Origin of the sequence: Rhodoferax sp. TS-BS-61-7 (genome assembly GCF_002943465.1) — a bacterium.
Taxonomy (GTDB): Bacteria; Pseudomonadota; Gammaproteobacteria; order Burkholderiales; family Burkholderiaceae_C; genus Allorhodoferax.
Genome location: NZ_PTQY01000005.1, coordinates 94,603 through 118,210 on the forward strand (window position 1 = coordinate 94,603; position 23,608 = coordinate 118,210).

Consider the following 23,608-nt stretch of genomic DNA (forward strand, 5'->3'; position numbering starts at 1 on the left):
GTGGTGCTTTTATCCATGTCCCTTGCTTCGGTTTCCAGCCTGCCCCAGCCCGCGCCAGATGCGCCGGTCAAGCGCGCGCCCTCCAAGCGCGCCATGCAAAAAGGACAGCAAACCAAGGCCGCCATCGTCGAGGCCGCCTTGGGCCTGGCCACCCAGATTGGTCTGGAAGGCCTGAGCATTGGTGTGCTGGCCGAAGTCACGCAAATGAGCAAGTCTGGCGTTTTTGCCCACTTTGGCTCGCGTGAAGAACTCCAGATTTCGGTGATCCGCGAATACTTTGGCCGCTTCGAGCAAGAGGTGTTTTACCCCGCCCTGCATGCCGACCGCGGGCTGCCGCGCGTGGAGGCATTGTTCGGCAACTGGATGAAGCGCGTGGCCGTGGAAATCCAGTCCGGCTGCATCTTTATCAGCGGCGCGGTCGAGTTTGACGACCGGCCCGGCCCCGTGCGCGACGCGCTGGCCACCTCGGTGCAAACCTGGCTCAGCGCGCTGTACCGCGCTGTGGTGCTGGCCAAGCAGTGTGGCCACCTGCATGCCAATGCGGACGAACAACAAATGGCGTTTGAAATCCACGGCCTGATCCTGGCCCTGCACTACGAAGCCCGCTTCCTGAAAAACCCCGGTTCCATTGCGCGCGCCAACCAAGGCTTCGCCAACATCCTCGTGCGCTACGGCGCCAAGTCCGCTTAACCCCTGATTTCTTTCAGTTACCCCAAGGAGACGCACCATGCCAACGTATACCCCCCCACTGCGCGACATGCAGTTTGTGATGCACGAAGTGCTCAAAGTCGTGGATGAGCTCAAGCAGATTCCCCAGCACGCCGACATCGACGCGGACACCATCAACGCGGTGCTTGAAGAGGGTGGCAAGTTCGCCTCCGAAGTGATTTTTCCGCTGAACATTTCGGGCGATGCCGAAGGCTGCACGCTGGACACCAAGACCCACGCGGTGACCACGCCCAAGGGTTTCAAGGAAGCCTACAAAACGTACATCGATGGTGGTTGGGCTGCCCTGGGTTGCGACCCCGAGTTCGGTGGCCAGGGCCTGCCCCTGGTGGTCAACGGCATGTTCTACGAAATGCTCAACAGCGCCAACCAGGCCTGGACCATGTACCCCGGCTTGACGCACGGTGCCTACCACGCGCTGCACACCTACGGCACGCCTGAGCAACAGCAGACCTACCTGCACAAAATGACCAGTGGCGAGTGGACCGGCACCATGTGCTTGACCGAACCCCATTGCGGCACCGACCTGGGCCTGATGCGCACCAAGGCCGAGCCCCAGGCCGACGGCACCTACAAGATCACCGGCAACAAGATCTTCATCAGCGCTGGTGAACACGACATGGCCGACAACATCATCCATTTGGTGTTGGCCCGTCTGCCCGATGCGCCTCCCGGCATCAAAGGCGTGAGCCTGTTTGTGGTGCCCAAGTTCCATGTGAACAAGGACGGCTCCTTGGGTGAGCGCAACGGCATCTACTGCGGTGGTCTGGAGCACAAGATGGGCATCAAGTCCAACGCGACCGCCCAGATCGTCATGGAAGACGCCATCGGCACCATGATCGGCCAGCCCAACAAGGGCATGCAAGGCATGTTTGTGATGATGAACTCGGCCCGTCTGGGCGTGGGCAACCAGTCCCTGGGCCTGACCGAAGTGGCCTTCCAGAACGCGCTGGCTTACGCCAAGGACCGCATCCAGATGCGCAGCCTGACCGGCACCAAGGCCAAGGACAAACCGGCTGACCCCATCATCGTGCACCCCGATGTGCGCAAGATGCTGCTGACCGCCAAAGCCTATGCCGAAGGTGGCCGCATGCTGCAGGCCTACTGCGCCATGCTGCTGGAAAAAGAACACGGCCACGCCGATGAAAAAGTGCGCAAAGACTCCGGCGAACTGCTGGCTATGCTCACGCCCATCGCCAAGGCCTTCCTGACCGACAACGGCCACATCGCCACCAACGCCTGCATGCAAGTGTTTGGCGGCCACGGCTTCATCAAGGAATGGGGCATGGAGCAGTTCGTGCGCGACAACCGCATCAACATGATCTACGAAGGCACCAACACCATCCAGTCGCTGGACCTGCTGGGCCGCAAGATCCTGGGCAACAACGGCGCCACGCTGAAGAAATTTGGCAAGCTGGTGGGCGCACTGGTGGCAGAAGAGGGCGTCAATGAAAAGATGGCCGAGTTCATCACCCCCATCGCCATCCTGGGTGAGCAGATGACCAAGTTCACCACCGAGATCGGCTTCAAGGGTTTCCAGAACCCCGACGAAGTGGGCGCTGCTGCCGTGGACTACCTGCGCGTGGCCGGCCACCTGGTGTTTGGTTACTTCTTCGCCCGTATGGCGCAAGTCGCGCTGCGTGAAATCGCGGCCGGCAACACCGACCCCTTCTACGTGGCCAAGCTGCAAACCGCACGCTTCTATTTCTCCAAGCTGTTCCCCGAGACCGCAACGCTGATGCGCACTGCCCGCACCGGCTCCAAGGTTTTGATGGACACCGACGCCGCGCTGGCCTGAGCCCCGCCGCATTCCGCAATCCCGTTATTAAAAAAGAGGAGACAACGATGATTCGCAATACTTTGGTGGCAACCCTGGGTTTGAGTGCATTGACAGCCATGGCACAAATGACGCCCGTAGGTTTGTGGAAAACGATTGATGACAAGGACGGTTCGGCCAAGTCCGAGATCCGCATTGTGGACAACGGTGGCGTGGTCTCGGGCAAGATCGAACGCGACCTGAACCCCAAGGCCAAGCCCGATGACAAGTGCGACGAGTGCAAGGACGACCGCAAAGACCAGCCCATCATCGGTCTTGAACTTATCCGCGGTTTGAAGAAAACCGAGGGCAAGGACATCTGGGAGGGCGGCACGATTGTCGAACCCTCCAGTGGCAAGGTTTACAAGATGACCATGACCCCCATCGAAGGGGGCAAGAAGATCGAGATGCGCGGCTACATCGGTTTCTTCTACCGCACCCAAACCTGGATTCGCGTCCAGTAACCTCTTTCAGGAATTTTTATGTCCCGCTTCCAAGTGAAAAAAGTCGCCGTGCTCGGCGCAGGCGTGATGGGTGCGCAAATTGCGGCCCACCTCGTCAACGTCAAGGTGCCGGTGGTGCTGTTCGACCTGCCTGCCAAAGAAGGCCCCAAAAACGGCATCGTCACCAAAGCCATCGACAACCTCAAGAAGCTCAAGCCGGCCCCCCTGGGTGTGGTGGATGACGCAGCGCTGATTGGCCAGGCCAACTACGAAGAGCATCTGGAGCAACTGCGTGACTGCGACCTCATCATCGAGGCTATCGCCGAGCGCATGGACTGGAAGCTGGACCTCTACAAAAAGATAGCCCCCTTCATTGGCGCCAACACCATCGTGGCATCCAACACCTCGGGCCTGTCGATCGCCAAGCTGAGTGAAGCCCTGCCCGAGGAAGTCAAGCCGCGCTTCTGCGGCATCCACTTCTTCAACCCACCCCGCTACATGGCGCTGGTGGAGCTGATCAACACCCCCACCACCCAAGCCTCCTACCTGGACGCGCTGGAAGGTTTTGTCACCAGCAACCTGGGCAAGGGCGTGGTGCGTGCCAAAGACTCCCCCAACTTCATCGCCAACCGCGTCGGCATTGCCGGAATGTTGGCCACCATGAAAGAAGTGGAAAACTTTGGTCTGACCTACGACGTGGTGGACGACCTGACCGGCAAGAAGCTGGGCCGTGCGTCCAGCGGCACCTTCCGCACCGCGGACGTAGTGGGCTTGGACACCATGGCCCACGTGATCAAGACGCTGCAGGACACGCTCAGCATCGAGACTGATCCCTTTTACGAAAGTTTTGCCACCCCCACGGTGCTCAAGACCCTGCTGGAGATGGGTAATCTGGGCCAGAAGACCAAGGCCGGTTTCTTCAAGAAGGTCGGCCGCGACGTGCTGCGCTTTGATGGCGAGAGCAAGGAATACGTGGCCGGCGGTGAGAAGGCCGACGAGGTGTATGGCCGTATGCTCAAGAAGCCTGCCGCCGAGCGCCTGAAACTGCTGCGCAATGCCGAAGGCAAACAAGGCCAGTTCCTCTGGGCCATTCTGCGCAACAGCTTCCACTACGCTGCCATCCACCTGGCCGCCATTGCTGACAACGCCCGCGATGTGGATTTCTGCATGCGCTGGGGCTTCGGCATGAAGCAAGGCCCCTTCGAGCTCTGGCAAGAAGCCGGTTGGCTCGAAGTGGCCAAGATGATCCAGGAAGACATCGATGCTGGCAAAGCCCTGTGCAAGGCACCGCTGCCCGACTGGGTGTTCAAAGGCCCCGTGGCCGACGCCGGTGGTGTGCACACGTCTGCCGGTTCGTGGAACCCCACCACCGGCACCTTTGCGCCGGTGCGCCAGCTGCCCGTGTACGAGCGCCAACACTTCCCCGAGAGCGTGTTGGGTGCCAACGCGCCCAAGGCCGAAACTGCCGGCAAGACCGTGTTCGAAGACGAGTCCATCCGCCTGTGGACGCTGGATGAAGAAGTGCTGATCGCCAGCATCAAGACCAAGATGCACGCCATCGGTGGTGGTGTCATCGAAGGCTTGCTGCAAGCGCAAGAGTTGGCCGAGAAGGAATACCAAGGCTTGGTGGTCTGGTCGCCCGACGAGATGTTCTCCGCCGGTGCCGACCTGCAAGGCATGATGCCCGCCTTCATCATGGGCGGTGCCAAAGCGATTGAAGGCGCCGAGGCCGAGCTGCAAAACGCCATGCTCAAGCTGCGTTACTCCAACGTGCCCGTGGTCTCCGCCATCCGTGGCCTGGCGCTGGGCGGTGGTTGCGAGCTGGCCGTGTATTCCAGCAAACGCGTGGCCGCGATGGAAAGTTACATCGGTCTGGTCGAAGTGGGTGTGGGACTGGTGCCTGGCGCCGGCGGCCTGACCTACATCGCCCGCCGTGCGGCCGAAAACATGGCCCTGTCCACGTCCAAAGACGTGTTGCCCTTCCTGACCGAAGGTTTCACCGCCGCGGCCATGGCCAAGGTCGGCACCAGCGCACTGGAAAGCCGCAAGCTGGGTTACCTGCTGGACAGTGACATCGTGGTGCCGCACAAGGACGAGCTGTTGTTTGTGGCGATCAACGAGGCCAAGGCCATGTACGCCTCTGGCTACCGTGCGCCACACAAGCGCAGCTTCCCGGTGGCCGGCCGCAGTGGTATTGCCACCATCCGGGCGCAACTGGTCAACATGCGCGACGGTGGTTTCATCAGCGCGCACGATTTCCACATCGGCCTGCTGATCGCCGAGGTGGTCTGCGGTGGCCAGGTGGATGCGGGCACTCTGGTGACCGAGGAATACCTGATGGCCATGGAACGCAAGGCCTTTTGCGGTCTGCTGACCCACCCCAAGACGCAAGAGCGCATCATGGGCATGATGTCCACCGGCAAACCGGTGCGTAACTGAGATGGCCCAGCCCAACCGCCTTGCCCGTTCGGTCGCCAAGCTGGACCGCGTGCCTGCCGCACTGCGCCCCTGGCTGCGCAACAAGGTCATGGGCCGCGCCGTGCCTTTCACGGGCACGGCCGGTCTGGACTTTGCGCACATGGCGCCCGAGCGGGTGGAGATTGCCGTGGCCAATGTGCGCCGCGTGCAAAACCACATCCAAGGCGTGCACGCCGCGGCCATGGCGCTGCTGGCCGAAACGGCCACCGGCATGGTGGTGGGCATGAATGTGCGCGACGACTGCTTGCCGTTGGCCAAGACCATGCACATTGACTTCAAACGCCGTGCCCAGGGCGCCCTGCGCGCCGTGGCCACGCTGTCCGACGCGCAACGCCTGTTGATGCAGCAAAGCGACAAGGGTGAGGTCAGCGTGCCGGTGTTGGTCAGTGACGAGTCGGGCGAACAGCCCATCCAGTGTGAATTTATCTGGGCGTGGACCCCCACCCCCAAGCCGAAAAACATGGCGGGACAGACCGCCACGGCGTAGTCGCAAGCGCTGTCCCCAATTGATTAGGAGTTTTTATGAAACAAGTCCAAGACGCTTACATTGTTGCCGCCACGCGCACCCCCATCGGGCGCTCCGGCCGCGGTTTTTTCCGCAACACCCGTCCTGACGAGCTGCTGGTGGCCGCCTTGCGCAGCGCCATGCTGCAGGTTCCCACGCTGGACCCCAAGGCGATTGAAGACGCCATCATTGGCTGCTCCTTCCCCGAAGGCGAGCAGGGCATGAACATGGCCCGCGTGGCCGTGGGCCTGGCCTTTGACCACCCGGTGGGCGGCATCACCGTCAACCGCTTCTGCGCCTCAGGCATCTCCGCCATCCAGATGGCCGCCGACCGCATCCGTGTGGGCGAGGCCGATGTGTTGATCGCCGGCGGTGCCGAGTCCATGAGCATGGTGCCCATGGGCGGTGGCAAGCCCTCCTTCAACCCCGAAGTGTTTGCGCGTGACGAAAACGTCGGCATTGCCTACGGCATGGGCCTGACCGCCGAGAAGGTGGCCCAGCAGTGGAAGGTGAGCCGCGAGATGCAGGACGCCTTTGCGCTGGAATCCCACCTGCGTGCCATCAAGGCCCAGCAGGCCGGTGAGTTTGCCAACGAAATCACGCCCATCGACGTGATCGAACGCACGCCGAACCTGGTGACCGGTGAAGTGTCGACCCGCACCCGCACCGTGAGCCTGGACGAAGGCCCCCGCCCCGACACCTCGCTCGAAGGCCTGGCCAAGCTCAAGCCCGTGTTCGCGGCCCGTGGCAGTGTCACCGCCGGCAACAGCTCGCAAACCAGCGATGGCGCCGGTGCGCTGATTCTGGCGAGCGAAAAGGCGGTCAAGCAGTTTGGCCTGACACCCCTGGCTCGCTTTGTGAGCTTTGCCGCACGCGGCGTGCCTCCCGAAATCATGGGCATCGGCCCCATCGAGGCGATTCCCGCTGCCCTGCGTTATGCCGGTCTGCAGCACTCAGATATCGACTGGTTTGAGCTGAATGAAGCCTTTGCCGCCCAGTCGCTGGCAGTCATCAACACCCTGGGCCTGGACCCCTCCAAGGTCAACCCCATGGGCGGCGCCATTGCGCTGGGCCACCCACTGGGCGCCACCGGTGCCATCCGTGCGGCGACCGTCATCCACGCGCTGCGCCGCAACAACCTGAAGTACGGCATGGTGACCATGTGCGTAGGTACCGGGCAAGGGGCTGCCGGCATTTTTGAGCGCGTGTAAATAGCGCCAGACCAAGGCCACCTTCGGGTGGCCTTTTGCATGGGGCGGTATGCTCCGCGGCACCTGGAGATGAGTTGAATGAGTACACACGTTTTTGATGAAGCCATTGCCCTGCAGCCGCAGCCCGATGGCAGCTGGCTGGGCCAGACCAGCGCGGCCTACGCCAATATGGTGGGGCCTTTCGGCGGTATCACCACGGCGCAGGTGCTTAACGCCGTATTGCAGCACCCGGACCGCCTGGGCGAACCGGTCTCGCTCACGGTTAACTTCTGTGCCGCCGTGGCCGATGGCGCCTTCACGCTGCAGGCCCGGCCCGCGCGCACCAACCGCTCCACCCAGCACTGGGCCATCGAAATGCTGCAGGATGGGCAAACCGTGGTCACCGCCACGGCCGTGACCGCCGTGCGCCGCGAGACCTGGGGCGTGGACGAAGAACCCATGCCCCTGTGCCCGCCACCCCAAGACGTGCCCCTGCCCAGCGCCACTGCGCCCATGGCCTTTGTGCAGCGTTACGAGCAACGCGCCATCACGGGCAATATTCCCTCCGTGTGGGATGGTTCGGGCCACAGCAGCCTCTCGCAGGTCTGGGTGCGCGACAACCCGCCGCGCCCGCTGGACTTCGCTTCGCTGGCCTCCATCTCGGACATCTTTTTTCCGCGTGTGTTCATCCGCCGCGCCACCCATGTGCCGGTGGGCACCGTGTCGCTCACGGTGTACTTCCACGCCAGCGCTGCGCAACTGGCGGCTACCGGCACCGGCTACCTGCTGGGCCAGGCGCAGGCACAGGCCTTTCGCAACGGCTTCTTTGACCAGAGCAGCCAGCTCTGGAACGAAGCCGGTGTGCTGCTGGTGACCACCCACCAGATCGTCTATTACAAACAGTGATCCAATCGGAGCACTCCTTTTTCTTGAGAGACAGACCATGCCAGACATCCTGATCCACGCCGACGCCGGCGTGACCACCATCACCCTGAACCGGGTGGAAAAGAAAAACTCCTTCACCCAGGCCATGTACGCCACCTGCGCCGATGCGCTGGAAGCCGCCGCGGCCGATGCGACCGTGCGCGTGGTGGTGTTCCAGGGCGATGCCACCGTGTTCAGCGCGGGCAATGACATTGGCGACTTTTTGAGCAACGCGCCCAATACGCAGGACGCGCCGGTGTTCCGCTTTTTGCGCGCCATTGCGTCCTTCCCCAAGCCCATCGTGGCGGCCGTGTGTGGCCCGGCCGTGGGCATTGGCACCACCATGTTGTTCCACTGCGACCTGGTCTATGCGGGCGACAACGCCGCGTTTTCCATGCCGTTTGTGAACCTGGGCCTGTGCCCTGAGGCGGCGTCCAGCCTGCTGGTGCCGCAGATGCTGGGTTACCACCGCGCGGCCGAGGCGCTGCTGCTGGGCGAACCCTTCATGGCCGAGGCCGCGCTCGAAGTGGGCCTGGCCAACCGCGTGGTGCCACCGCTGGAAGCCAATGGCATTGCCCAGCTGCAAGCGCACAAGCTGGCCGCCAAGCCACTGGCCTCGCTGATCGAAACCAAACGCCTGCTCAAGAAGGGGCAGATGGAGCAGGTGCTGGCGCGTATTGACGAAGAAGCGGTGAGTTTTGGCACCATGCTGGGCCAACCCGCTGCCAAGGAAGCGTTTACCGCCTTCATGGAGAAACGCAAGCCAGACTTCAGCAAGGTCTGAGTGGCCTGAAGCGCGGAATTTATGTCAAAAAGGCCTCTAGCCCCCGTAGGTATTGTGCAAGCAGCTATTATTTTTGTAGCGCTATGCACGGCCACGCTGGTCGCCGCCAACCCCTACTACGACCCCAGCAAGCCGCACCACGCGCCAGACGGCTTTCGCAACAATTACGTGGGCGCGGTCAACAAACCGCTCACCGAGTTGCTGCGCTGGCAGTGGGAGTCTTGGCGCGAAGGGCTGCCCAAACCTGCCCAGACTCCCACGCCGCAGGTCGCCCCCGATCTGCCGCACATCCAGGGCTACCAGCGCACGGCGCCCGACAGCACGGCGGGCCAGTCCGCGTCGCCACCGGCCATCACCTGGGTGGGGCACGCCAGCCTGCTGGTGCAGGCCGGGGGCCTGAATGTGCTGACCGACCCCATCTTCAGCGAACGCGCCTCGCCGGTGCAGCTGTTTGGTCCCAAACGGGTGGTGGCGCCTGGTGTGGCGCTGGACGCGTTGCCACCCATCGACGTGGTGCTGATTTCCCACAACCATTACGACCACCTGGACCGTGCCAGCGTGTTCGCCTTGCACCAGCAGGCCCTGGCAGCTGGTCACAGCACCTTGTTTCTGGTGCCACTGGGGCAAAAGCCCTGGTTCACGGCCATTGGTATCGACAATGTGGTGGAGCTGGACTGGTGGCAGCAACACACGGTGCGCGGCGTGGACTTTGTGCTCACGCCGGTGCAGCACTGGTCGGCCCGCGGGGTGGCAGACCGTAGCACCACCTTGTGGGGCGGCTGGGCCGTGCTTGCGCGTGATCTGCACTGGTACTTTGGCGGCGATGCGGGCTACAGCAAAGACTTTCTGGACACCCGCCTGCGCCTGGCCACACGCCAGACCGAGGCCCTGGGTGGCGGCTTTGACATTGCGTTGTTGCCCATCGGGGCCTACGCGCCGCGCTGGTTCATGCGTGAGCAGCACATGAACCCCGAGGAGGCCGTGCAGGCCCACCTGGACCTGGGCGCCAAACACAGCGTGGGCATGCACTGGGGCACCTTCCCGCTGACCGATGAACCGCTGGACCAACCGCCGCAAGACCTGACCGATGCCAAGCGGGCCCGGCAACTGCCCGATGCGCAGTTTTTTGTCATGCCCATCGGCGCGACCCGTACCCTGCAGGCCCGCCCCCAATAGCCGTTAGTGACACCTCTTTATTTTTACCAAGCAATTGCTTGCTAAAAATAAAAGGCTTTGGTAAGGTGTGGGCATGACGCTCCCCGACAGCCTGACCCTCCTGCCCGAACCCGATACCAGCCCGTCCGCCGACGCCCCCAAACGCCCCCGCGGCCGCCCGCGCAAAACCGTGGACGAACGCGACGACGGCAACCGCCGCCACGAGCTGCTGAGCGCCGCCGCCCAGCTGTTCCGCCGCAAGGGCTTTGCCGCCACCACCACGCGTGACATTGCAGCCGCCGCCGGCATGCAAAGTGGCTCGCCGTTCTACCACTTCAAAAGCAAAGACGCGCTGCTGTTCGCCGTCATGGAGCAGGGCATGCACACCGCGCTGGCCAACCAGCAGGCCGCATTTGGCGTGCCGGGCTATGCGGCGCTGCCACCGGCACAGCAGCTGCGCGCACTGGTGCACGCGCACTTTGCGGTGCTGCTGGGCCCGGGCAACGACTTTGTGCCCGTGATGCTGTACGAATGGCGCTCGCTCAATGTGCGCCAACGCAAGGTGTTGGCCAAGCTGATTGCCGACTACGAAGCCCTGTGGATGCCGGTGCTGACCGCGCTGCACGCCAGCGGTGAGCTCAAGGCCCCGGTGGGCCTGGCGCGCCTGCTGATGCTGGGTGCGCTGAACTGGTCGGTGCAATGGTTCGATGCGCGCAAGGGCGCATCCATCGAAGAGCTTGGCAATGCCGCCGTGTCCCTGTTTTTGAAGGAGTCCTGATGTCTTACGCTTCGGTTTTTGCGCCCGGCTTGTTTGCGGGCAAGGTGGTGGTGGTGACCGGTGGGGGTTCCGGCATCGGGCGCTGTGTGGCGCATGAGTTGTCGGCACTGGGTGCAACGCTCGCGCTGGTGGGCCGCAAGCTGGAGAAGTTGCAGGCCGTGCAGGCCGAGATTGCGGAAGACGGTGGCAGCGCCAGCATCCACAGCTGCGACATCCGCCAAGAAGAAACGGTGAAACAAACCGTGGCCGACATCCTGGCCCAGCATGGCCGCATTGATGGGCTGGTGAACAACGCGGGCGGCCAGTACATGACGCCGCTGGAGGCCATCACTGCCAAAGGTTGGGAGGCGGTTGTTCACTCCAACCTGACCGGCGGCTTTTTGATGTCGCGCGAGTGTTACACCCAGACCATGGCCAAACACGGCGGCGCCATCGTCAACATCGTGGCCGACATGTGGGGCTCCATGCCCGGCATGGGCCACAGCGGTGCGGCGCGGGCCGGCATGGTGAGTTTTACCGAAACCGCGGCCGTGGAGTGGGCTAACCGCGGTGTGCGTGTGAACGCGGTGGCCCCGGGCTACATCGCCTCCAGCGGCATGGACCACTACCCGGCCGAGATGGCGCCCATGGTGCGTGAGATGGCCAAGACCGTGCCCGTGGGCCGCTTTGGCACCGAGGCCGAAACGGCGGCCGGCATTGTGTTTTTGCTCAGCCCTGCCGCGTCCTTCATCAGCGGCAGCACGCTGCGTATCGACGGTGCGCGCCCGCAGGCCCGTTTGGGCTACCCCATGCGTGTGGCTGACGAAAAAGCCCAGGCGCGCGATGGCATCAAACCCTTCAACGGCTTTCACCGCGCCAAGCTGCCCAAGGTGTTTGCCCCATGAGCGCGGTGCTGGACACGGCCCTGAATGTGGGGCCTGAAGACATTGCGGCGGTGGAAGACGCCGCGCGCCGCTTCATCCGCACCGAGGTGGCGCCACACCTGAACGACTGGGAGGAGGCAGGCGAATTTCCGCGCGCGCTGTACCAACGCGCGGCAGACTTGGGCTGGCTGGGCCTGGGCTATCCCGAGGCGCTGGGCGGCACGCCCGCACCCTGGGCGCTGCGCAATGCCATGACGGTTGCGCTGGCCCGCACGGGTGGCAGTGGCGGCCTTATGGCCAGCCTGTTCAGCCACAACATTGGCCTGCCGCCGGTGCTGCGCCATGGGTCGCCCGCGCTGCAGCAGCGCGTGGTTCCCGATGTGTTGGCCGGTAAAAAAATTGCCGCCCTGGCCATTACCGAGCCCGGCGGTGGCACCGATGTATCGGCCCTCAAAACCACGGCGCGCCTGGAGGGTGACACCTACGTGGTGGACGGCGAAAAAGTCTTCATCACCTCCGGCATGCGTGCTGACTGGATCACGGTGGCGGTGCGCACCGACCTGCAGAACAAGGGGCCCATGGGCATCTCCATGCTCATGGTGCCGGGCGATGCGGTGGGCCTGTCGCGCAGCCCGCTCAAAAAAATGGGCTGGCTCTGCTCGGACACGGCGCACCTGCGCTTTGACGGTGTGCGCGTGCCGGCTGCCAATCTGGTGGGCGAGGAGGGGGCGGGCTTCAAGATCATCCTGACCAACTTCAACGGTGAGCGCCTCTCCATGGCCGCCATGGCGCTGGGGTTTGCCGAGTGTTGTTACGACGAGGCGCTGGGTTGGGCGCAGCAGCGCAAGACCTTTGGAACCGCGCTCATCGACCACCAGGTGATTCGCCACAAACTGATGGACATGAAGATGCGCATTGAGTCGACCCGCGCCTGGCTCAACGCCGTGTCGGCCCGTGCAGATGCGGGTGACCGCGGCGACAAATCGGCCAAGGGTGCCGAGTGGGTGGCGCAGGTCTGCCTGCTGAAGAACCACGCTACACAGACCATGCAGTTCTGCGCCGACCAAGGCGTGCAGATTCTGGGTGGCATGGGCTTTATGCGCGGCACGGCCTGCGAGCGCATCTACCGCGAAGTGAAGGTGATGATGATTGGCGGCGGGGCCGAAGAGATCATGAAAGAGTTGGCCAGCCGTCAGCTCGGCCTGTGAGAATGCCCCATGCCTAAACCCCCCTCTGTTGATGTGGCGCCCGATGCGGCGTTGCAGTTCGAGCCCGAGTTCATCGCCGGCTTGACCCGTATTTTTGAAGAAAGCATTGTCTTCAACCAGGTGCTGGGTCTCAAGATCACCGGCATCACTCCGGCCAAGGTGACGGCACGCATCGCCATGCGCCACGAGCTGGTCGGGCACTACAGCTACAACCGCATCCACGGTGGCGTTATCAGCGCGGGGCTGGACGCCATGGGCGGCCTGGCGGTGATGGCGGCCATTGGCGCGCGCCATATGGACGAGGCGCCCGAGCAACGCCTGCATCGTTTTGCCAAGCTGGGCACCATCGACCTGCGTGTGGACTACCTGCGCCCCGGCATTGGCGAGCACTTTGACCTGCACGCCGAAGTCATGCGCCTGGGCTCGCGCGTGGCGTCCACCCGCATGGAGTTTCTGGGCGCCGACGGCAAGTTGCTGTCCACGGCATCGGCTGCCTATATCGTCTCCTGATTTGCTATTAAATCAGGAGCTGTTTGCGCATATTCCACCGGGGCTAGGGGCTGATTTCATTCAATTTTGATGAAATAAACGGCCTTCCCCTGCCACATCGGCCGTTTAGGGGGCGCAAGAGTGGACAAGATTCCGGCTTGCACAGGGACCCCGCATGACCATCAGCCCACTGAGCAGCGCGCTCACCAGCACCGCCACCACCAACAGCCAAACCGCCGCACAGGCTGCGGAGAAGGCCGACCCCATCACGGCCGGTTTGCAAAAGTCCAGCACCAAGCTGCAGAGCATGCTGGACACAGCCACCGCCAGCCTCTCCACGCTGGGTAAATTCAAGGCCTCGGTGGCTGCCAGCCAAACCGCTGCCAAGGCCCTGGGCACCCTCAAAGACACGGCCAGCAGCGACGATGTGAAAAAGGCTCTGGCCAGCTTCGTCAGCACCTTCAACACCATGGTGGCGTCCACCCAGTCGGCCGCTGCGGCCAGCAGTGGCGTCGAGCGCATCAGCCGCGGCATGACGCGTGCCATGACCGCCGACTTTTCCCGGGTGGACGCGCTGCGCCAGATGGGATTTACCAAGGCCAGCGACGGCAGTCTGAAGCTGGACAACAGCAAGCTGGAGGCTGCGTTCAAGGCATCGCCAACGGCTGTGTTGGATACCTTGTCCAAGCTGGGCGGTCTGGTGGACAAGGTGGCCACCAAAGAGCTGGGGAGCGGCGGGGGTATTGGCCAATCGGTCAACACCTTGTCGAGCAAAGCCACCGTTTTGCAGATGCAACAAAACGCCCTGCTCAAGGCGGCCCAGCAGTACGCGAGTTTTGCGCAGGCCCGCAACGGCAGCACCTGGAGCGCCTGAGACGAAAAAAAGCCACCTTGCGGTGGCTTTGTCCTGCAAGGAGCGGGCCCCTTATTTCTTGGCAGGCATATCGCCCACGTACTCCGACATCACTTTCCATTTGCCATCGGTGATCTGGGACAGGCGGGATGCCGCGCTGCCCAGACGTTTGGTGGCCGTGAAGGTCTGCAACGGTGAGCCAAACATGTCGGGCTGGATGGTCAGGGTGTCCATCACCTTGATGAAGCCGTCGGTGCTCAGGTTCTTGCCCGCCTTGTTGGCCACACTGGCAAAAATGTTGACGATGCTGTAGCCGTAGACCGAGAAGACGGTGGGGTCTTCGTTGAACTTGGTCTTGTACTTGTTGGCCCAGAAACGGATGGCCGGGGACTGCTCATCGGTGTAGGGGTTTTGCACGGTCATGGTGGCGTACACACCGTTCATGGCAGGGCCACCCAGCTTGTGGATCAGGTCGGTGTAGGCCGCACTGGTCCCGATAAAGGTGGGGTTGTAGCCCAGCTTGCGGGCCGTGGCCACGGCGCCAATGGTCTCGCGGATGATGGTGCCCAGCACGATGAAGTCACAGCCGCTGGCCTGCATCTTGGAGACCTGGGACGAGAAGTCGGTGGCGCCCCGTTTGTACGAGGTTTTCTCGGCAAACTCCATGCCGATGGTCTTGAGGCCATCCTCACCGCCCTTGAGCACTTCCAGGCCAAAGTCGTCGTCCTGGTACAGGGTGCAGACTTTTTTGGCGCTTTTTTCTTTCACCAACTTGGGGACCGCCAGGCGCATCTGGTCGTAGTAGGGGGCGGCATACGAGTACTTGAGCTTGTGGAAGGGCTCGTACATCTCGCGTGCGGCCGTGATGGGGAAGAAGTTGGCCACGTTTTTCTCAAACTGCACCGGCATGGCGGCCATGTTTTGCGCCGTGCCAATGTGGCCCACCATCATGAAAATCTTGTCTTGGTTGACTAGTTTCTGGGCTGCCAGCACCGCTTTCTTGGGGTCGTAGGCCGAGTCCTCGACGAGGATCTTGACCTTGCGCCCATTGATGCCGCCTTGTTCATTGATCTCGTCCACGGCCAGCAGCATGCCTAAGCGGGCCTGCTTGCCAAAACCGGCGATGGGGCCGGACAAGTCCTGGATGGAGCCGAGCAGGATTTCGTCCTTGCTGACGCCTTGTTGGGCGTTGGCTCCGGTGGCCGCGAGGGCCAGGGTGGCGAGGGATAGGGCGGTTCTCAGTTTCATGGTTTGTCTCCTGGATTAATTAGTTACACACGCAATCAACGGTACATGGCCTCGATCTGGGCTTCGTATTTTTTCTCCACCAGCTTGCGTTTGAGCTTCATGGTGGGGGTGAGTTCCTCGTCTTCTGCCGTGAGCTGGTTTTCCAGCAGGAAGAACTTCTTGATCTGCTCCACGCGCGCAAACTTCTTGTTCACCCGGTCCAGCTCGGCCTGGATCAGCGCCTGCACCTCAGGCGCGCGGGTCAGCGACGTGTAGTTGCTGAACGGCACATCGGCGTCCTGGGCAAACTTCTCCACGTTTTCCTGGTCGATCATCACAATCACCGTGAGGTAGGCGCGTTTGTCACCAATCACCACCGCATCGGTGATGTAGGGCGAGAACTTCAGGTCGTTCTCCAGCTCGCTGGGCGTGATGTTTTTGCCACCCGCGGTGATGATGATGTCCTTCATGCGGTCGGTGATGCGGAAGTAGCCGTCTTCGTCCTCCACCCCCACGTCACCCGTGTGCAGCCAGCCATCCGCCGTGAGGGTTTCGGCAGTCTTCTCTGGCAAGTTCAGGTAGCCGGCAAACACGTTGTGGCCACGCACCAGAATTTCACCGGTGGCCGGGTCCAGCTTCACCTCGTTAAAACCCGCAGCAGGGCCAATCGAGCCGGGTTTGATCTTGTTGGCCGGCACACCGGTGGAGGCGCCGCAGGTCTCGGTCATACCCCAGACCTCCAGCATGGGCACGCCCAAAGCGAGGTACCAGCGCACCAGGTCGGGCGAGATGGGGGCCGCCCCGGTGACCAGGTAACGCGCGCGGTGGATGCCAATGAGTTTGCGCACATTGTTGAGCGCCAGCACTTGCGCCACACGAAACTGCAGCTTCAGCCAGCCACCCACGGGCTGGCCCGCCAGCACCCGGTCCGCAATACGCGTGCCCACCCCAATGGCCCAGCCGTAGGCCGCCTGCTGGATGAAGCCGGCCTCCTTGAGCCCGATCATCACACCCGAGTAAAACTTTTCCCACACACGCGGCACCGCGGTGAAGACCGTGGGTGCAATCTCGCGCACGTTCTCGGGGATGGTCTCGGGGTTCTCCACAAAGTTGAGCTTGGCACCCGTGTAGAGCGCGAAGTATTCGCCGCCCATGCGTTCGGCAATGTGGCACAGCGGCAGAAAACACATGCGTTCGTCCTGGTCGCTTTGGGCAATCAGGGTATTGAAGCCGCGCACCGTGTAGACCAAGCCCTGGTGCAAATGCATGGCGCCTTTGGGTTTGCCCGTGGTGCCCGAGGTGTAGACCAGAATCGCCAGGTCTTGCGGTTTGCAGGCGTCCACACGCTGTTGCACCGCCTGCGGATGGGTGGCGTTGTAGGCGCGGCCCAAGGCACGCAGCGCGTCCAGGCTGATCACGCCGGGGTCATCCAGCCCGCGCAGGCCTTCCATGTCAAACACCACAATCTTGCGCAGTTGGGGGCACTGGTCACGTACCTCCAGCGCCTTGTCGAGTTGTTCGTCGTCTTCCACAAACAGGATGCTGGTGGAGGAGTCTTCGCACAGGTAGTGCACCTGGCTGGCCGCGTCGGTGGGGTAGACGCCGTTGGACACGCCACCGGCGGACAACACGCCCAGGTCTGCCCAGACCCACTCCACCACGGTGTTGGCCAGCACCGAAGCCGTGTCGCCTTTCTGAAACCCCAAACTCATCAGGCCGCCAGCAATCTCGCGCACGGCGTCGGCGGTCTGGTTCCAGGTCCAGCTGCGCCACAGACCCAGGTGCTTCTGGCGCATCCAGATATTCGGGCCGCGCTGCGCCACCGCGTTCCAGAACATGGCAGGAATGGTGTCACCCGCCATGACGATGTCACTGCGCGGTTGAATGTGTGAGGTGTCCCAAAGTCCGCTCATGTGTTCACCGCCATGTTTTCTTTTTCTTCCAACGCCGCTCGCCGCGCACGCCGTCTTCCTTCATGCCCAGGTAGAACTCCTTGATGTCGTCCTTCTCGCGCAGGTGGGCACAGGTGTCTTCCATGACGATACGGCCGTTCTCCAGCACATAGCCGTAGTCCGAGGCGTTGAGCGCCATGTTGGCGTTTTGCTCCACCAGCAGGATGGTGGTGCCGCGTTCGCGGTTGATGCGCACCACAATCTCGAAGATCTCTTTGGTGAGCTTCGGGCTCAGGCCCAGGCTGGGTTCGTCCAGCAGGATCAGGTCGGGGTTGGCCATCAGCGCGCGGCTGATGGCCAGCATCTGCTGCTGCCCGCCCGAGAGCAGGCCCGCGTCCTGGGTGGCACGCTCTTTGAGGATGGGGAAGTAGCCGTACACCGTTTCGATGTCCTTGGCCACACCGTCGCGGTCCGCACGCGTGTAGGCGCCCATGAGCAGGTTGTCGCGCACGCTGAGCAGGGGGAACACCTCGCGCCCCTCGGGCACGTGGCTCAGGCCTTCTTCCACGATGTAGGACGGATCTTTGGCGGTGATGTCTTCACCCTTGAACTCCACCGAGCCCTTGCGCGGGTCGATGATGCCGGAGATGGTCTTGAGGATGGTGGTTTTGCCCGCGCCGTTGCTGCCCAGCACGGTGGCAATCTCGCCACGGCGCACCTGCAGGCTCACGCCGCGGATGGCCTTGATGGGGCCGTAGGCGCTCTCCACGTTCAGCAGCTTGAGCACCGGTTGGTCACTGATAGGGGGCGGCTGGGTGCTCATGCGGCCTCCGTGGTGTTTTGGCGGCGCAGCGACGACACATCGTCGATGGAGCCCAGGTAGGCCTCCACTACGCCGGGGTCTGCCTGCACCTCGCGCGGTGTGCCCATGGCCAGCACCTCGCCCTGGTTCATGGCCAACACGCGGTCGCTCACCTTGGACACCAGGCTCATGTCGTGTTCCACCATCAGCACGGTGATGCCCAGCTCGTTCTTGATGTCCTGGATCCAAAAGGCCATGTCATCGGTCTCTTCCACGTTCAAACCGCTGGACGGTTCGTCCAGCAGCAGCAGTTTGGGTTCAGTGCACAGGGCACGCGCCATTTCCACCACCTTGCGCACGCCATAGGGCAGGCCGGCCACCAGTGCATCGCGGTGGTGCTGCAGGTCCAGAAACTCGATCACTTCTTCCGCTTTTTCACGGGCCTGGAGTTCGGCTTCGCGCACGGCGGAGGTGAAAAACAGGTCTTGCCACAGCCCCGTGCGACGGTGCGTGTGGCGGCCAATCAGCAGGTTGTGCAGCACGCTGGCATGTTCAAACAGCTCGATGTTCTGGAAGGTGCGCGCAATGCCCAGCGAGGCCACATCCTGCGGCGGCTGCGCTGTGAGCTTGAGCGGGCCCTGGGGTCCCAGGTAGTCGATGTCGCCTGTGGTTGGCGTGTAGATGCGGCTGATCAGGTTAAACACTGTGGTTTTGCCGGCGCCGTTGGGGCCAATCAGGGTGAAAACCTCGCCCTGCTTGACGTCAAATGACACACCGTTGACGGCCAGCACGCCGCCAAAGCGTACGCTGAGGTTGTTGGCGGAAAGTAGGGTGTCGGGGGTCATGAGAAAGCGAGCGTGGGGGTCATTTCAAGCGATCTGACTTTTGGAACGATTTCTGCCGCTTGAACATGCCCTTGCGGTAGAACGGGAACATCTGCAAATAGGTGCGCACCTTGAGCCAGCGGCCGTACAGGCCCATGGGTTCGAACAGCACAAAGGCGATCAGCATGCTGCCGTAGATCACGCTCTTAAGCCCTGGCGCCTGGCCAATGAAATCGGGCAGAAACTCTTTCACCGCCGAGATGCCCTGCGGCAGGATGATCAGGAAGATGGCGCCCAGAAACACGCCGTGAATGGAGCCCAGGCCGCCAATCACAATCATCAGCAGCAGGTCGATGGACTGCATCAGGTTGAACTGGTCGGGCGAGATGAAGCGCAGGTTGTGCGCGTACAGCGCCCCTGCCATGCCGGCCAGGGCCGCGGAGATGGAGAACGACAGCGTCTTGTAATAGGCCAGGTGGATGCCCATGCTTTGTGCCGAGATTTCGGAGTCGCGGATCGCCACAAAGGCCCGGCCCGTGGGTGCGCGCAGCAGGTTCAGAATGCCCAGCGTGCAGACCACGGTGACCAGCAGGCAGACAAAGTAAAAACCGGCACCGCTGCCCAGGTCGTAACCCAGCAGCTTGATGGCCGCGACCGACTTGCCCGCGTTGCCGCCGGTGACCGACTCCCAGCGCGCAAACACCTCTTCGATGATGAAGCCAAAGGACAATGTGGCCATGCCCAGGTAAATGCCCTTGAGCCGCAGCGCGGGCAAGCCCACCACAATGCCGATGAGTGCCGACAAAAAGCCCGAGACGCCCAGCGACAAAAAGAAGGGCAGGCCGACCCCGGTGAGGTAAGCCTGGGTATACGCACCCACGCCCAAAAAGGCTGCATGCCCCAGCGAGAACTGCCCGGTAAACCCGGCCAGCAGCATCAGCCCCAGCCCGGCCACCGCGTAGATCAGCACCAGGTTGAGCTGGGCCAGGCTGTACTCGGTGAGCAGCCAGGGCGCGGCCAGCAAAAAAGCCGCCAGCACGCTGTACCAGAACACATGCCCGCCATGTTTGGCAAGCTTGATGTCCTGCGCATAGTCAGTCTTGAATATGAAACGCATATTTAATTCCCCGACGGGCCGCCCCTAGGGGAATAGGCCCCCTTGGGGGGCAGTGCAGTACACGCAGTGACAAACGTGGGGGTCATACTTTCTTCCGCAGTTTTTCGCCAAACAGGCCGTTGGGTTTGACCATCAGCATGACCAGCACCACCACATAGGCCGCGGTGTCCTTGAAGCCGTCGGGCAGGTAGAAGCCGGCAAACGACTCCACCAGGCCAATCACCAGCCCGCCCACAATGGCGCCGGGCAGGCTGCCAAAACCACCCACCACCGCGGCCGGAAAGGCCTTGAGCCCAATAAAGCCCATGTTGGCGTGCACAAAGGTAATGGGCGCCAGCAGGATGCCGGCAATAGCCGCCACCGCCGCTGCCAAGCCCCATGCCATGCCGTTGAGCCGCTGCACCGGAATGCCCATGTAGTAGGCGGCCAGTTGGTTTTGCGAGGCGGCCTGCATGGCTAGCCCCACCTTGCTGTAGCGAAACAGCGCAAACAGCAACACACACAAAATGCCGGTGGCGCCGATGATGACCAGGTGCTCCACGTTCAGCACCAGTGCCCCAATGCCCATCTCGTTGCCACCAAATTTGAGAATTTCGTCCTTGTAGGGCACGGGCAAGGCATTGGTGTCGGTGCCAATGCCGGGGATCATGGTGATCAGGCCGCGCGCCACATAACCAATGCCGATGGTCAGCATGACGATGGAGAAAGCCGGTTGTCCCAGGATGGGGCGGATGACCACCCGCTCCAGCAGGATGCCGAACACCGCCATGGCCACGATGGCGCTGGGCACCGCCACCCAGTAGGGGAAGCCCAGCATGGTCATGCCCACCAGGCCGCCAAAGGCGCCCAGCATCATCAGCTCACCCTGGGCGAAGCTGACGGTCTCGGTCGCTTTGTAAATGAGCACGAAGCCCAGTGCGATCAGGCCGTAAATGCACCCCTGTGCGACGCCGCTGATCAGCAATTGAAGGAACTGCACCTTGCCTCCTCGTGTTGTGCAGTTCGGTTATAGCGGGAGCCCCCTGTTTTACCGATAGGGTTCTCACTGATCTCGTAGACCCTTAGCGTGGGGCTATCGGCTGCGAGGAATGGGCCACGCAGAATTTAAGGAGAATTGGCCTGTAATCCCCGTGGATATTGCGCAAACAGCTACTAAAAATGTAGCGTTATAGGGTGCGAACCGGGATCTCGCGGGGCTGTCCGTTGTCGTCAATGGCCACATAGGTCAATGACGCTTCGGTGACTTTGATGTACTGCCCCTGGCTGCGAAAACGCTCGGCATACACCTCCACCTTCACGGTGATGGAGGTGCGGCCAATGCGGCTGACCTTGCTGAAGAAACTCAAAATGTCGCCCACGCGCACCGGCTGCTTGAAGACAAACTCGTTCACCGCCACCGTGGCCATGCGGCCCTGGGTGTAACGCGCCGGCAGCACAGAGCCGGCCAGGTCGACCTGGGCCATGACCCAGCCGCCAAAGATGTCGCCGTTGGCATTGCAGTCGCCGGGCATGGGAATGACTTTGAGCACCAGCTCCTGGTCTGTGGGTAATTGAACGAGCAACGGGCTGGTATTGGTAGACATGGGCACAATCCTGACTTGAAACTTATCCCGGATTGTCCCCCATGCGCCCCTCAGGTCTTCCCGCTGCCGCCCCCTTGGCCCACACCTCTGCCACGGGTGCCGCGGCCGCGGTGCCCCCCAAGTCTGACTGGGACACGCTGCGCCGCCTGTTCCCCTACCTGTGGATCTACAAATGGCGCGTGATCGCCGCGCTGGCCTTCATGGTGGGCGCCAAGATGGCCAACGTGGGCGTGCCGCTGCTGCTCAAAAACCTGGTGGACGCCATGACGCTCAAGCCCGGCGACCCCACCGCGCTGCTGGTGGTACCCGCGGCACTGCTGCTGGGTTATGGCGCGCTGCGCCTGTCCACCTCGCTGTTCACCGAGTTGCGCGAGTTGGTGTTTGCCAAGGCCACCGAGGGCGCGGCGCGCAGCATCAGCCTGGAGGTATTCCGCCACCTGCACGCCATGAGCCTGCGTTTCCACCTGGAGCGCCAGACCGGCGGCATGACACGCGACATCGAGCGCGGCACGCGCGGTGTGCATTCGCTCATCAGCTATTCGCTCTACAGCATCATCCCCACGCTGATCGAAGTAACGCTGGTGCTGACGTTGCTGGCGGTCAAGTTCGACGTCTGGTTTGCCTGGATCACCATCGTGGCCTTGGTGGTCTACATCGCCTTCACCATCACCGTGACCGAGTGGCGCACGCAGTTTCGCAAGAAGATGAACGACATGGACAGCACGGCCCACAGCCGCGCCATCGATTCGCTCTTGAACTACGAAACGGTGAAGTACTTCAACAACGAAGAGTTTGAAGCCCAGCGTTACGACGAAAACCTGGAGAAGTACCGCCGCGCCGCCGTCAAGAGCCAGACCACGCTCTCTCTGCTCAACACCGGACAGCAGCTCATCATCGCGGCGGCCCTGGTCACCATGTTGTGGCGTGCCACGCAGGGCGTGGTGGACGGGCGCATGACGTTGGGCGACCTGGTCATGGTTAACGCCTTCATGATCCAGCTCTACATTCCGCTGAACTTTCTGGGCGTGATCTACCGTGAGATCAAACAAAGCCTGACCGACTTGGAAAAGATGTTCACGCTCATGGAGCGCGAACGCGAGATTGCCGACGTGCCCGGCGCCCAGCCCTTGCAGCTGGCCGCCAGTGGCGCAGATGCGGCCGTGCGTTTTGAGAACGTCACCTTCAGCTACGACCCGGCCGGCAGCGCTGCTGCTGCGGGCACCACAGCGCGCACCATCCTGCACAGCATCAGTTTCGAGATTCCGGCCGGTAAAACCGTGGCCGTGGTCGGTCCCAGCGGTTCGGGCAAGTCCACGCTGGCGCGCCTGCTGTTCCGCTTTTATGACGTGCAGCAGGGCCGCATCACTATTGCCGGGCAGGACATCAAAAAGGTCACGCAAAGCAGCGTGCGCCAGGCCATCGGCATCGTGCCGCAAGACACCGTGCTGTTCAACGACACGGTGGAATACAACATTGCCTACGGCCGCCCCGGCGCCACACGCACCGAGGTGGAAGCCGCTGCCAAGGCTGCCCACATCCACGCCTTCATTGCCGCAGCGCCCAAGGCCTACGACACCATGGTCGGCGAGCGCGGCCTGAAGCTCAGCGGTGGCGAGAAGCAGCGCGTGGCGATTGCCCGCACGCTGCTGAAGAACCCGCCCGTGATGATTTTTGACGAAGCCACCAGCGCACTGGACAGCGCCAACGAGCGCGCCATCCAGGCTGAATTACAAGGCGTGTCGCAGAACAAGACCACCCTGGTCATCGCCCACCGCCTCTCCACCGTGGTGGACGCGCACGAGATACTGGTGATGGACGCCGGCCACATCATCGAACGCGGCACCCACGCCCAACTGCTGGCAACCAACGGTCGGTATGCGGCGATGTGGGCACTGCAGCAAAGTGCGGAGTGAGTTGAGGGTTTTTTAGGCCTCTAGCGCCCGTGGATATT

General features: G+C 62.4%; 22 protein-coding genes. 15 read left to right on the top strand and 7 right to left on the bottom strand.

From position 1 onward, the window contains the following. Positions 1–15 precede the first annotated feature (15 nt). The 14 genes from C5F53_RS14160 to fliD all read left to right on the top strand — a co-directional run bounded on the left by C5F53_RS14160 (position 16) and on the right by fliD (position 14,233). On the top strand, positions 16–690 hold the full coding sequence (locus C5F53_RS14160; RefSeq protein WP_105262037.1) for a TetR/AcrR family transcriptional regulator: 675 nt from the start codon (positions 16–18) through the stop codon (positions 688–690). A 37-nt stretch (positions 691–727) separates the two neighbouring features. Next, complete coding sequence (locus tag C5F53_RS14165; RefSeq protein ID WP_105262038.1) at positions 728–2,524, top strand: acyl-CoA dehydrogenase C-terminal domain-containing protein; 1,797 nt, start codon at positions 728–730, stop codon at positions 2,522–2,524. A gap of 47 nt (positions 2,525–2,571) precedes the next feature. Then, a complete protein-coding gene (locus C5F53_RS14170) occupies positions 2,572–3,006 on the top strand; it encodes a DUF2147 domain-containing protein (protein WP_105262039.1) in 435 nt (144 codons plus the stop codon). Between the two features lie 18 nt (positions 3,007–3,024). Further along, a complete protein-coding gene (locus tag C5F53_RS14175; RefSeq protein WP_105262040.1) occupies positions 3,025–5,424 on the top strand; it encodes a 3-hydroxyacyl-CoA dehydrogenase/enoyl-CoA hydratase family protein in 2,400 nt (799 codons plus the stop codon). Position 5,425: 1 nt separating this feature from the next. Next, positions 5,426–5,950, top strand: a complete 525-nt coding sequence (locus C5F53_RS14180) for a DUF4442 domain-containing protein (protein WP_105262041.1) — start codon at positions 5,426–5,428, stop codon at positions 5,948–5,950. A gap of 35 nt (positions 5,951–5,985) precedes the next feature. Further along, positions 5,986–7,179 (top strand): acetyl-CoA C-acyltransferase, encoded by a 1,194-nt coding sequence (locus tag C5F53_RS14185; protein ID WP_105262042.1) that lies wholly within the window; start codon positions 5,986–5,988, stop codon positions 7,177–7,179. A gap of 78 nt (positions 7,180–7,257) precedes the next feature. Next, positions 7,258–8,064 (top strand): acyl-CoA thioesterase II, encoded by an 807-nt coding sequence (locus C5F53_RS14190; protein ID WP_105262043.1) that lies wholly within the window; start codon positions 7,258–7,260, stop codon positions 8,062–8,064. A gap of 37 nt (positions 8,065–8,101) precedes the next feature. Next, positions 8,102–8,866, top strand: a complete 765-nt coding sequence (locus tag C5F53_RS14195; RefSeq protein ID WP_105262044.1) for an enoyl-CoA hydratase — start codon at positions 8,102–8,104, stop codon at positions 8,864–8,866. A 21-nt stretch (positions 8,867–8,887) separates the two neighbouring features. Further along, a complete protein-coding gene (locus tag C5F53_RS14200) occupies positions 8,888–10,042 on the top strand; it encodes an MBL fold metallo-hydrolase (protein WP_105262045.1) in 1,155 nt (384 codons plus the stop codon). A gap of 73 nt (positions 10,043–10,115) precedes the next feature. After that, positions 10,116–10,799, top strand: a complete 684-nt coding sequence (locus tag C5F53_RS14205) for a TetR/AcrR family transcriptional regulator (protein ID WP_105262046.1) — start codon at positions 10,116–10,118, stop codon at positions 10,797–10,799. Beyond that, the gene (locus tag C5F53_RS14210) at positions 10,799–11,683 is read left to right on the top strand and encodes an SDR family oxidoreductase (RefSeq protein WP_105262047.1); all 885 of its coding nucleotides are present in this window, start codon (positions 10,799–10,801) and stop codon (positions 11,681–11,683) included. The genes C5F53_RS14205 and C5F53_RS14210 overlap by 1 nt, the downstream gene beginning before the upstream one ends. Continuing rightward, complete coding sequence (locus tag C5F53_RS14215) at positions 11,680–12,870, top strand: acyl-CoA dehydrogenase family protein (RefSeq protein ID WP_105262048.1); 1,191 nt, start codon at positions 11,680–11,682, stop codon at positions 12,868–12,870. Before C5F53_RS14210 ends, C5F53_RS14215 begins: the two co-directional genes overlap by 4 nt. A 9-nt stretch (positions 12,871–12,879) precedes the next feature. Next, positions 12,880–13,380 carry a thioesterase family protein gene (locus C5F53_RS14220; RefSeq protein ID WP_105262049.1) on the top strand — a complete coding sequence of 167 codons (501 nt, stop codon included), beginning with the start codon at positions 12,880–12,882 and terminating at the stop codon, positions 13,378–13,380. Positions 13,381–13,534: 154 nt separating this feature from the next. Further along, positions 13,535–14,233 (top strand): flagellar filament capping protein FliD, encoded by a 699-nt coding sequence (gene fliD / locus C5F53_RS14225; protein ID WP_105262050.1) that lies wholly within the window; start codon positions 13,535–13,537, stop codon positions 14,231–14,233. Positions 14,234–14,284: 51 nt separating this feature from the next. On the opposite strand, the gene C5F53_RS14230 is transcribed toward fliD, so the two are convergent. The 7 genes from C5F53_RS14230 to C5F53_RS14260 form a co-directional block, all read right to left on the bottom strand. Further along, the gene (locus C5F53_RS14230; RefSeq protein WP_105262051.1) at positions 14,285–15,460 is read right to left on the bottom strand and encodes an ABC transporter substrate-binding protein; all 1,176 of its coding nucleotides are present in this window, start codon (positions 15,458–15,460) and stop codon (positions 14,285–14,287) included. 35 nt (positions 15,461–15,495) lie between these two features. Next, positions 15,496–17,352: a long-chain fatty acid--CoA ligase gene (locus C5F53_RS14235; RefSeq protein WP_105262052.1), complete on the bottom strand. Its 1,857-nt coding sequence runs from the start codon at positions 17,350–17,352 to the stop codon at positions 15,496–15,498. Positions 17,353–17,356: 4 nt separating this feature from the next. Next, on the bottom strand, positions 17,357–18,154 hold the full coding sequence (locus C5F53_RS14240; protein WP_105262053.1) for an ABC transporter ATP-binding protein: 798 nt from the start codon (positions 18,152–18,154) through the stop codon (positions 17,357–17,359). Further along, positions 18,151–18,978: an ABC transporter ATP-binding protein gene (locus C5F53_RS14245; protein ID WP_105262054.1), complete on the bottom strand. Its 828-nt coding sequence runs from the start codon at positions 18,976–18,978 to the stop codon at positions 18,151–18,153. The genes C5F53_RS14240 and C5F53_RS14245 overlap by 4 nt, the downstream gene beginning before the upstream one ends. A 19-nt stretch (positions 18,979–18,997) precedes the next feature. Beyond that, a complete protein-coding gene (locus C5F53_RS14250) occupies positions 18,998–20,074 on the bottom strand; it encodes a branched-chain amino acid ABC transporter permease (protein WP_105262055.1) in 1,077 nt (358 codons plus the stop codon). An 82-nt stretch (positions 20,075–20,156) separates the two neighbouring features. Then, positions 20,157–21,053, bottom strand: a complete 897-nt coding sequence (locus C5F53_RS14255) for a branched-chain amino acid ABC transporter permease (protein ID WP_105262056.1) — start codon at positions 21,051–21,053, stop codon at positions 20,157–20,159. Between the two features lie 187 nt (positions 21,054–21,240). Continuing rightward, positions 21,241–21,657 (bottom strand): acyl-CoA thioesterase, encoded by a 417-nt coding sequence (locus tag C5F53_RS14260; protein WP_105262057.1) that lies wholly within the window; start codon positions 21,655–21,657, stop codon positions 21,241–21,243. Between the two features lie 41 nt (positions 21,658–21,698). Between C5F53_RS14260 and C5F53_RS14265 the strand changes: the two genes are divergently transcribed. Then, on the top strand, positions 21,699–23,570 hold the full coding sequence (locus C5F53_RS14265; RefSeq protein ID WP_105262058.1) for an ABC transporter ATP-binding protein/permease: 1,872 nt from the start codon (positions 21,699–21,701) through the stop codon (positions 23,568–23,570). Positions 23,571–23,608: the final 38 nt, after the last annotated feature.

Coding starts and splice junctions, on each gene's coding strand:
- C5F53_RS14160 (WP_105262037.1), top strand. CDS start 16: ATGTCCCTTGCTTCGGTTTCCAGCCTGCCCCAGCCCGCGCCAGATGCG.
- C5F53_RS14165 (WP_105262038.1), top strand. CDS start 728: ATGCCAACGTATACCCCCCCACTGCGCGACATGCAGTTTGTGATGCAC.
- C5F53_RS14170 (WP_105262039.1), top strand. CDS start 2,572: ATGATTCGCAATACTTTGGTGGCAACCCTGGGTTTGAGTGCATTGACA.
- C5F53_RS14175 (WP_105262040.1), top strand. CDS start 3,025: ATGTCCCGCTTCCAAGTGAAAAAAGTCGCCGTGCTCGGCGCAGGCGTG.
- C5F53_RS14180 (WP_105262041.1), top strand. CDS start 5,426: ATGGCCCAGCCCAACCGCCTTGCCCGTTCGGTCGCCAAGCTGGACCGC.
- C5F53_RS14185 (WP_105262042.1), top strand. CDS start 5,986: ATGAAACAAGTCCAAGACGCTTACATTGTTGCCGCCACGCGCACCCCC.
- C5F53_RS14190 (WP_105262043.1), top strand. CDS start 7,258: ATGAGTACACACGTTTTTGATGAAGCCATTGCCCTGCAGCCGCAGCCC.
- C5F53_RS14195 (WP_105262044.1), top strand. CDS start 8,102: ATGCCAGACATCCTGATCCACGCCGACGCCGGCGTGACCACCATCACC.
- C5F53_RS14200 (WP_105262045.1), top strand. CDS start 8,888: ATGTCAAAAAGGCCTCTAGCCCCCGTAGGTATTGTGCAAGCAGCTATT.
- C5F53_RS14205 (WP_105262046.1), top strand. CDS start 10,116: ATGACGCTCCCCGACAGCCTGACCCTCCTGCCCGAACCCGATACCAGC.
- C5F53_RS14210 (WP_105262047.1), top strand. CDS start 10,799: ATGTCTTACGCTTCGGTTTTTGCGCCCGGCTTGTTTGCGGGCAAGGTG.
- C5F53_RS14215 (WP_105262048.1), top strand. CDS start 11,680: ATGAGCGCGGTGCTGGACACGGCCCTGAATGTGGGGCCTGAAGACATT.
- C5F53_RS14220 (WP_105262049.1), top strand. CDS start 12,880: ATGCCTAAACCCCCCTCTGTTGATGTGGCGCCCGATGCGGCGTTGCAG.
- fliD (WP_105262050.1), top strand. CDS start 13,535: ATGACCATCAGCCCACTGAGCAGCGCGCTCACCAGCACCGCCACCACC.
- C5F53_RS14230 (WP_105262051.1), bottom strand. CDS start 15,460: ATGAAACTGAGAACCGCCCTATCCCTCGCCACCCTGGCCCTCGCGGCC.
- C5F53_RS14235 (WP_105262052.1), bottom strand. CDS start 17,352: ATGAGCGGACTTTGGGACACCTCACACATTCAACCGCGCAGTGACATC.
- C5F53_RS14240 (WP_105262053.1), bottom strand. CDS start 18,154: ATGAGCACCCAGCCGCCCCCTATCAGTGACCAACCGGTGCTCAAGCTG.
- C5F53_RS14245 (WP_105262054.1), bottom strand. CDS start 18,978: ATGACCCCCGACACCCTACTTTCCGCCAACAACCTCAGCGTACGCTTT.
- C5F53_RS14250 (WP_105262055.1), bottom strand. CDS start 20,074: ATGCGTTTCATATTCAAGACTGACTATGCGCAGGACATCAAGCTTGCC.
- C5F53_RS14260 (WP_105262057.1), bottom strand. CDS start 21,657: ATGTCTACCAATACCAGCCCGTTGCTCGTTCAATTACCCACAGACCAG.
- C5F53_RS14265 (WP_105262058.1), top strand. CDS start 21,699: ATGCGCCCCTCAGGTCTTCCCGCTGCCGCCCCCTTGGCCCACACCTCT.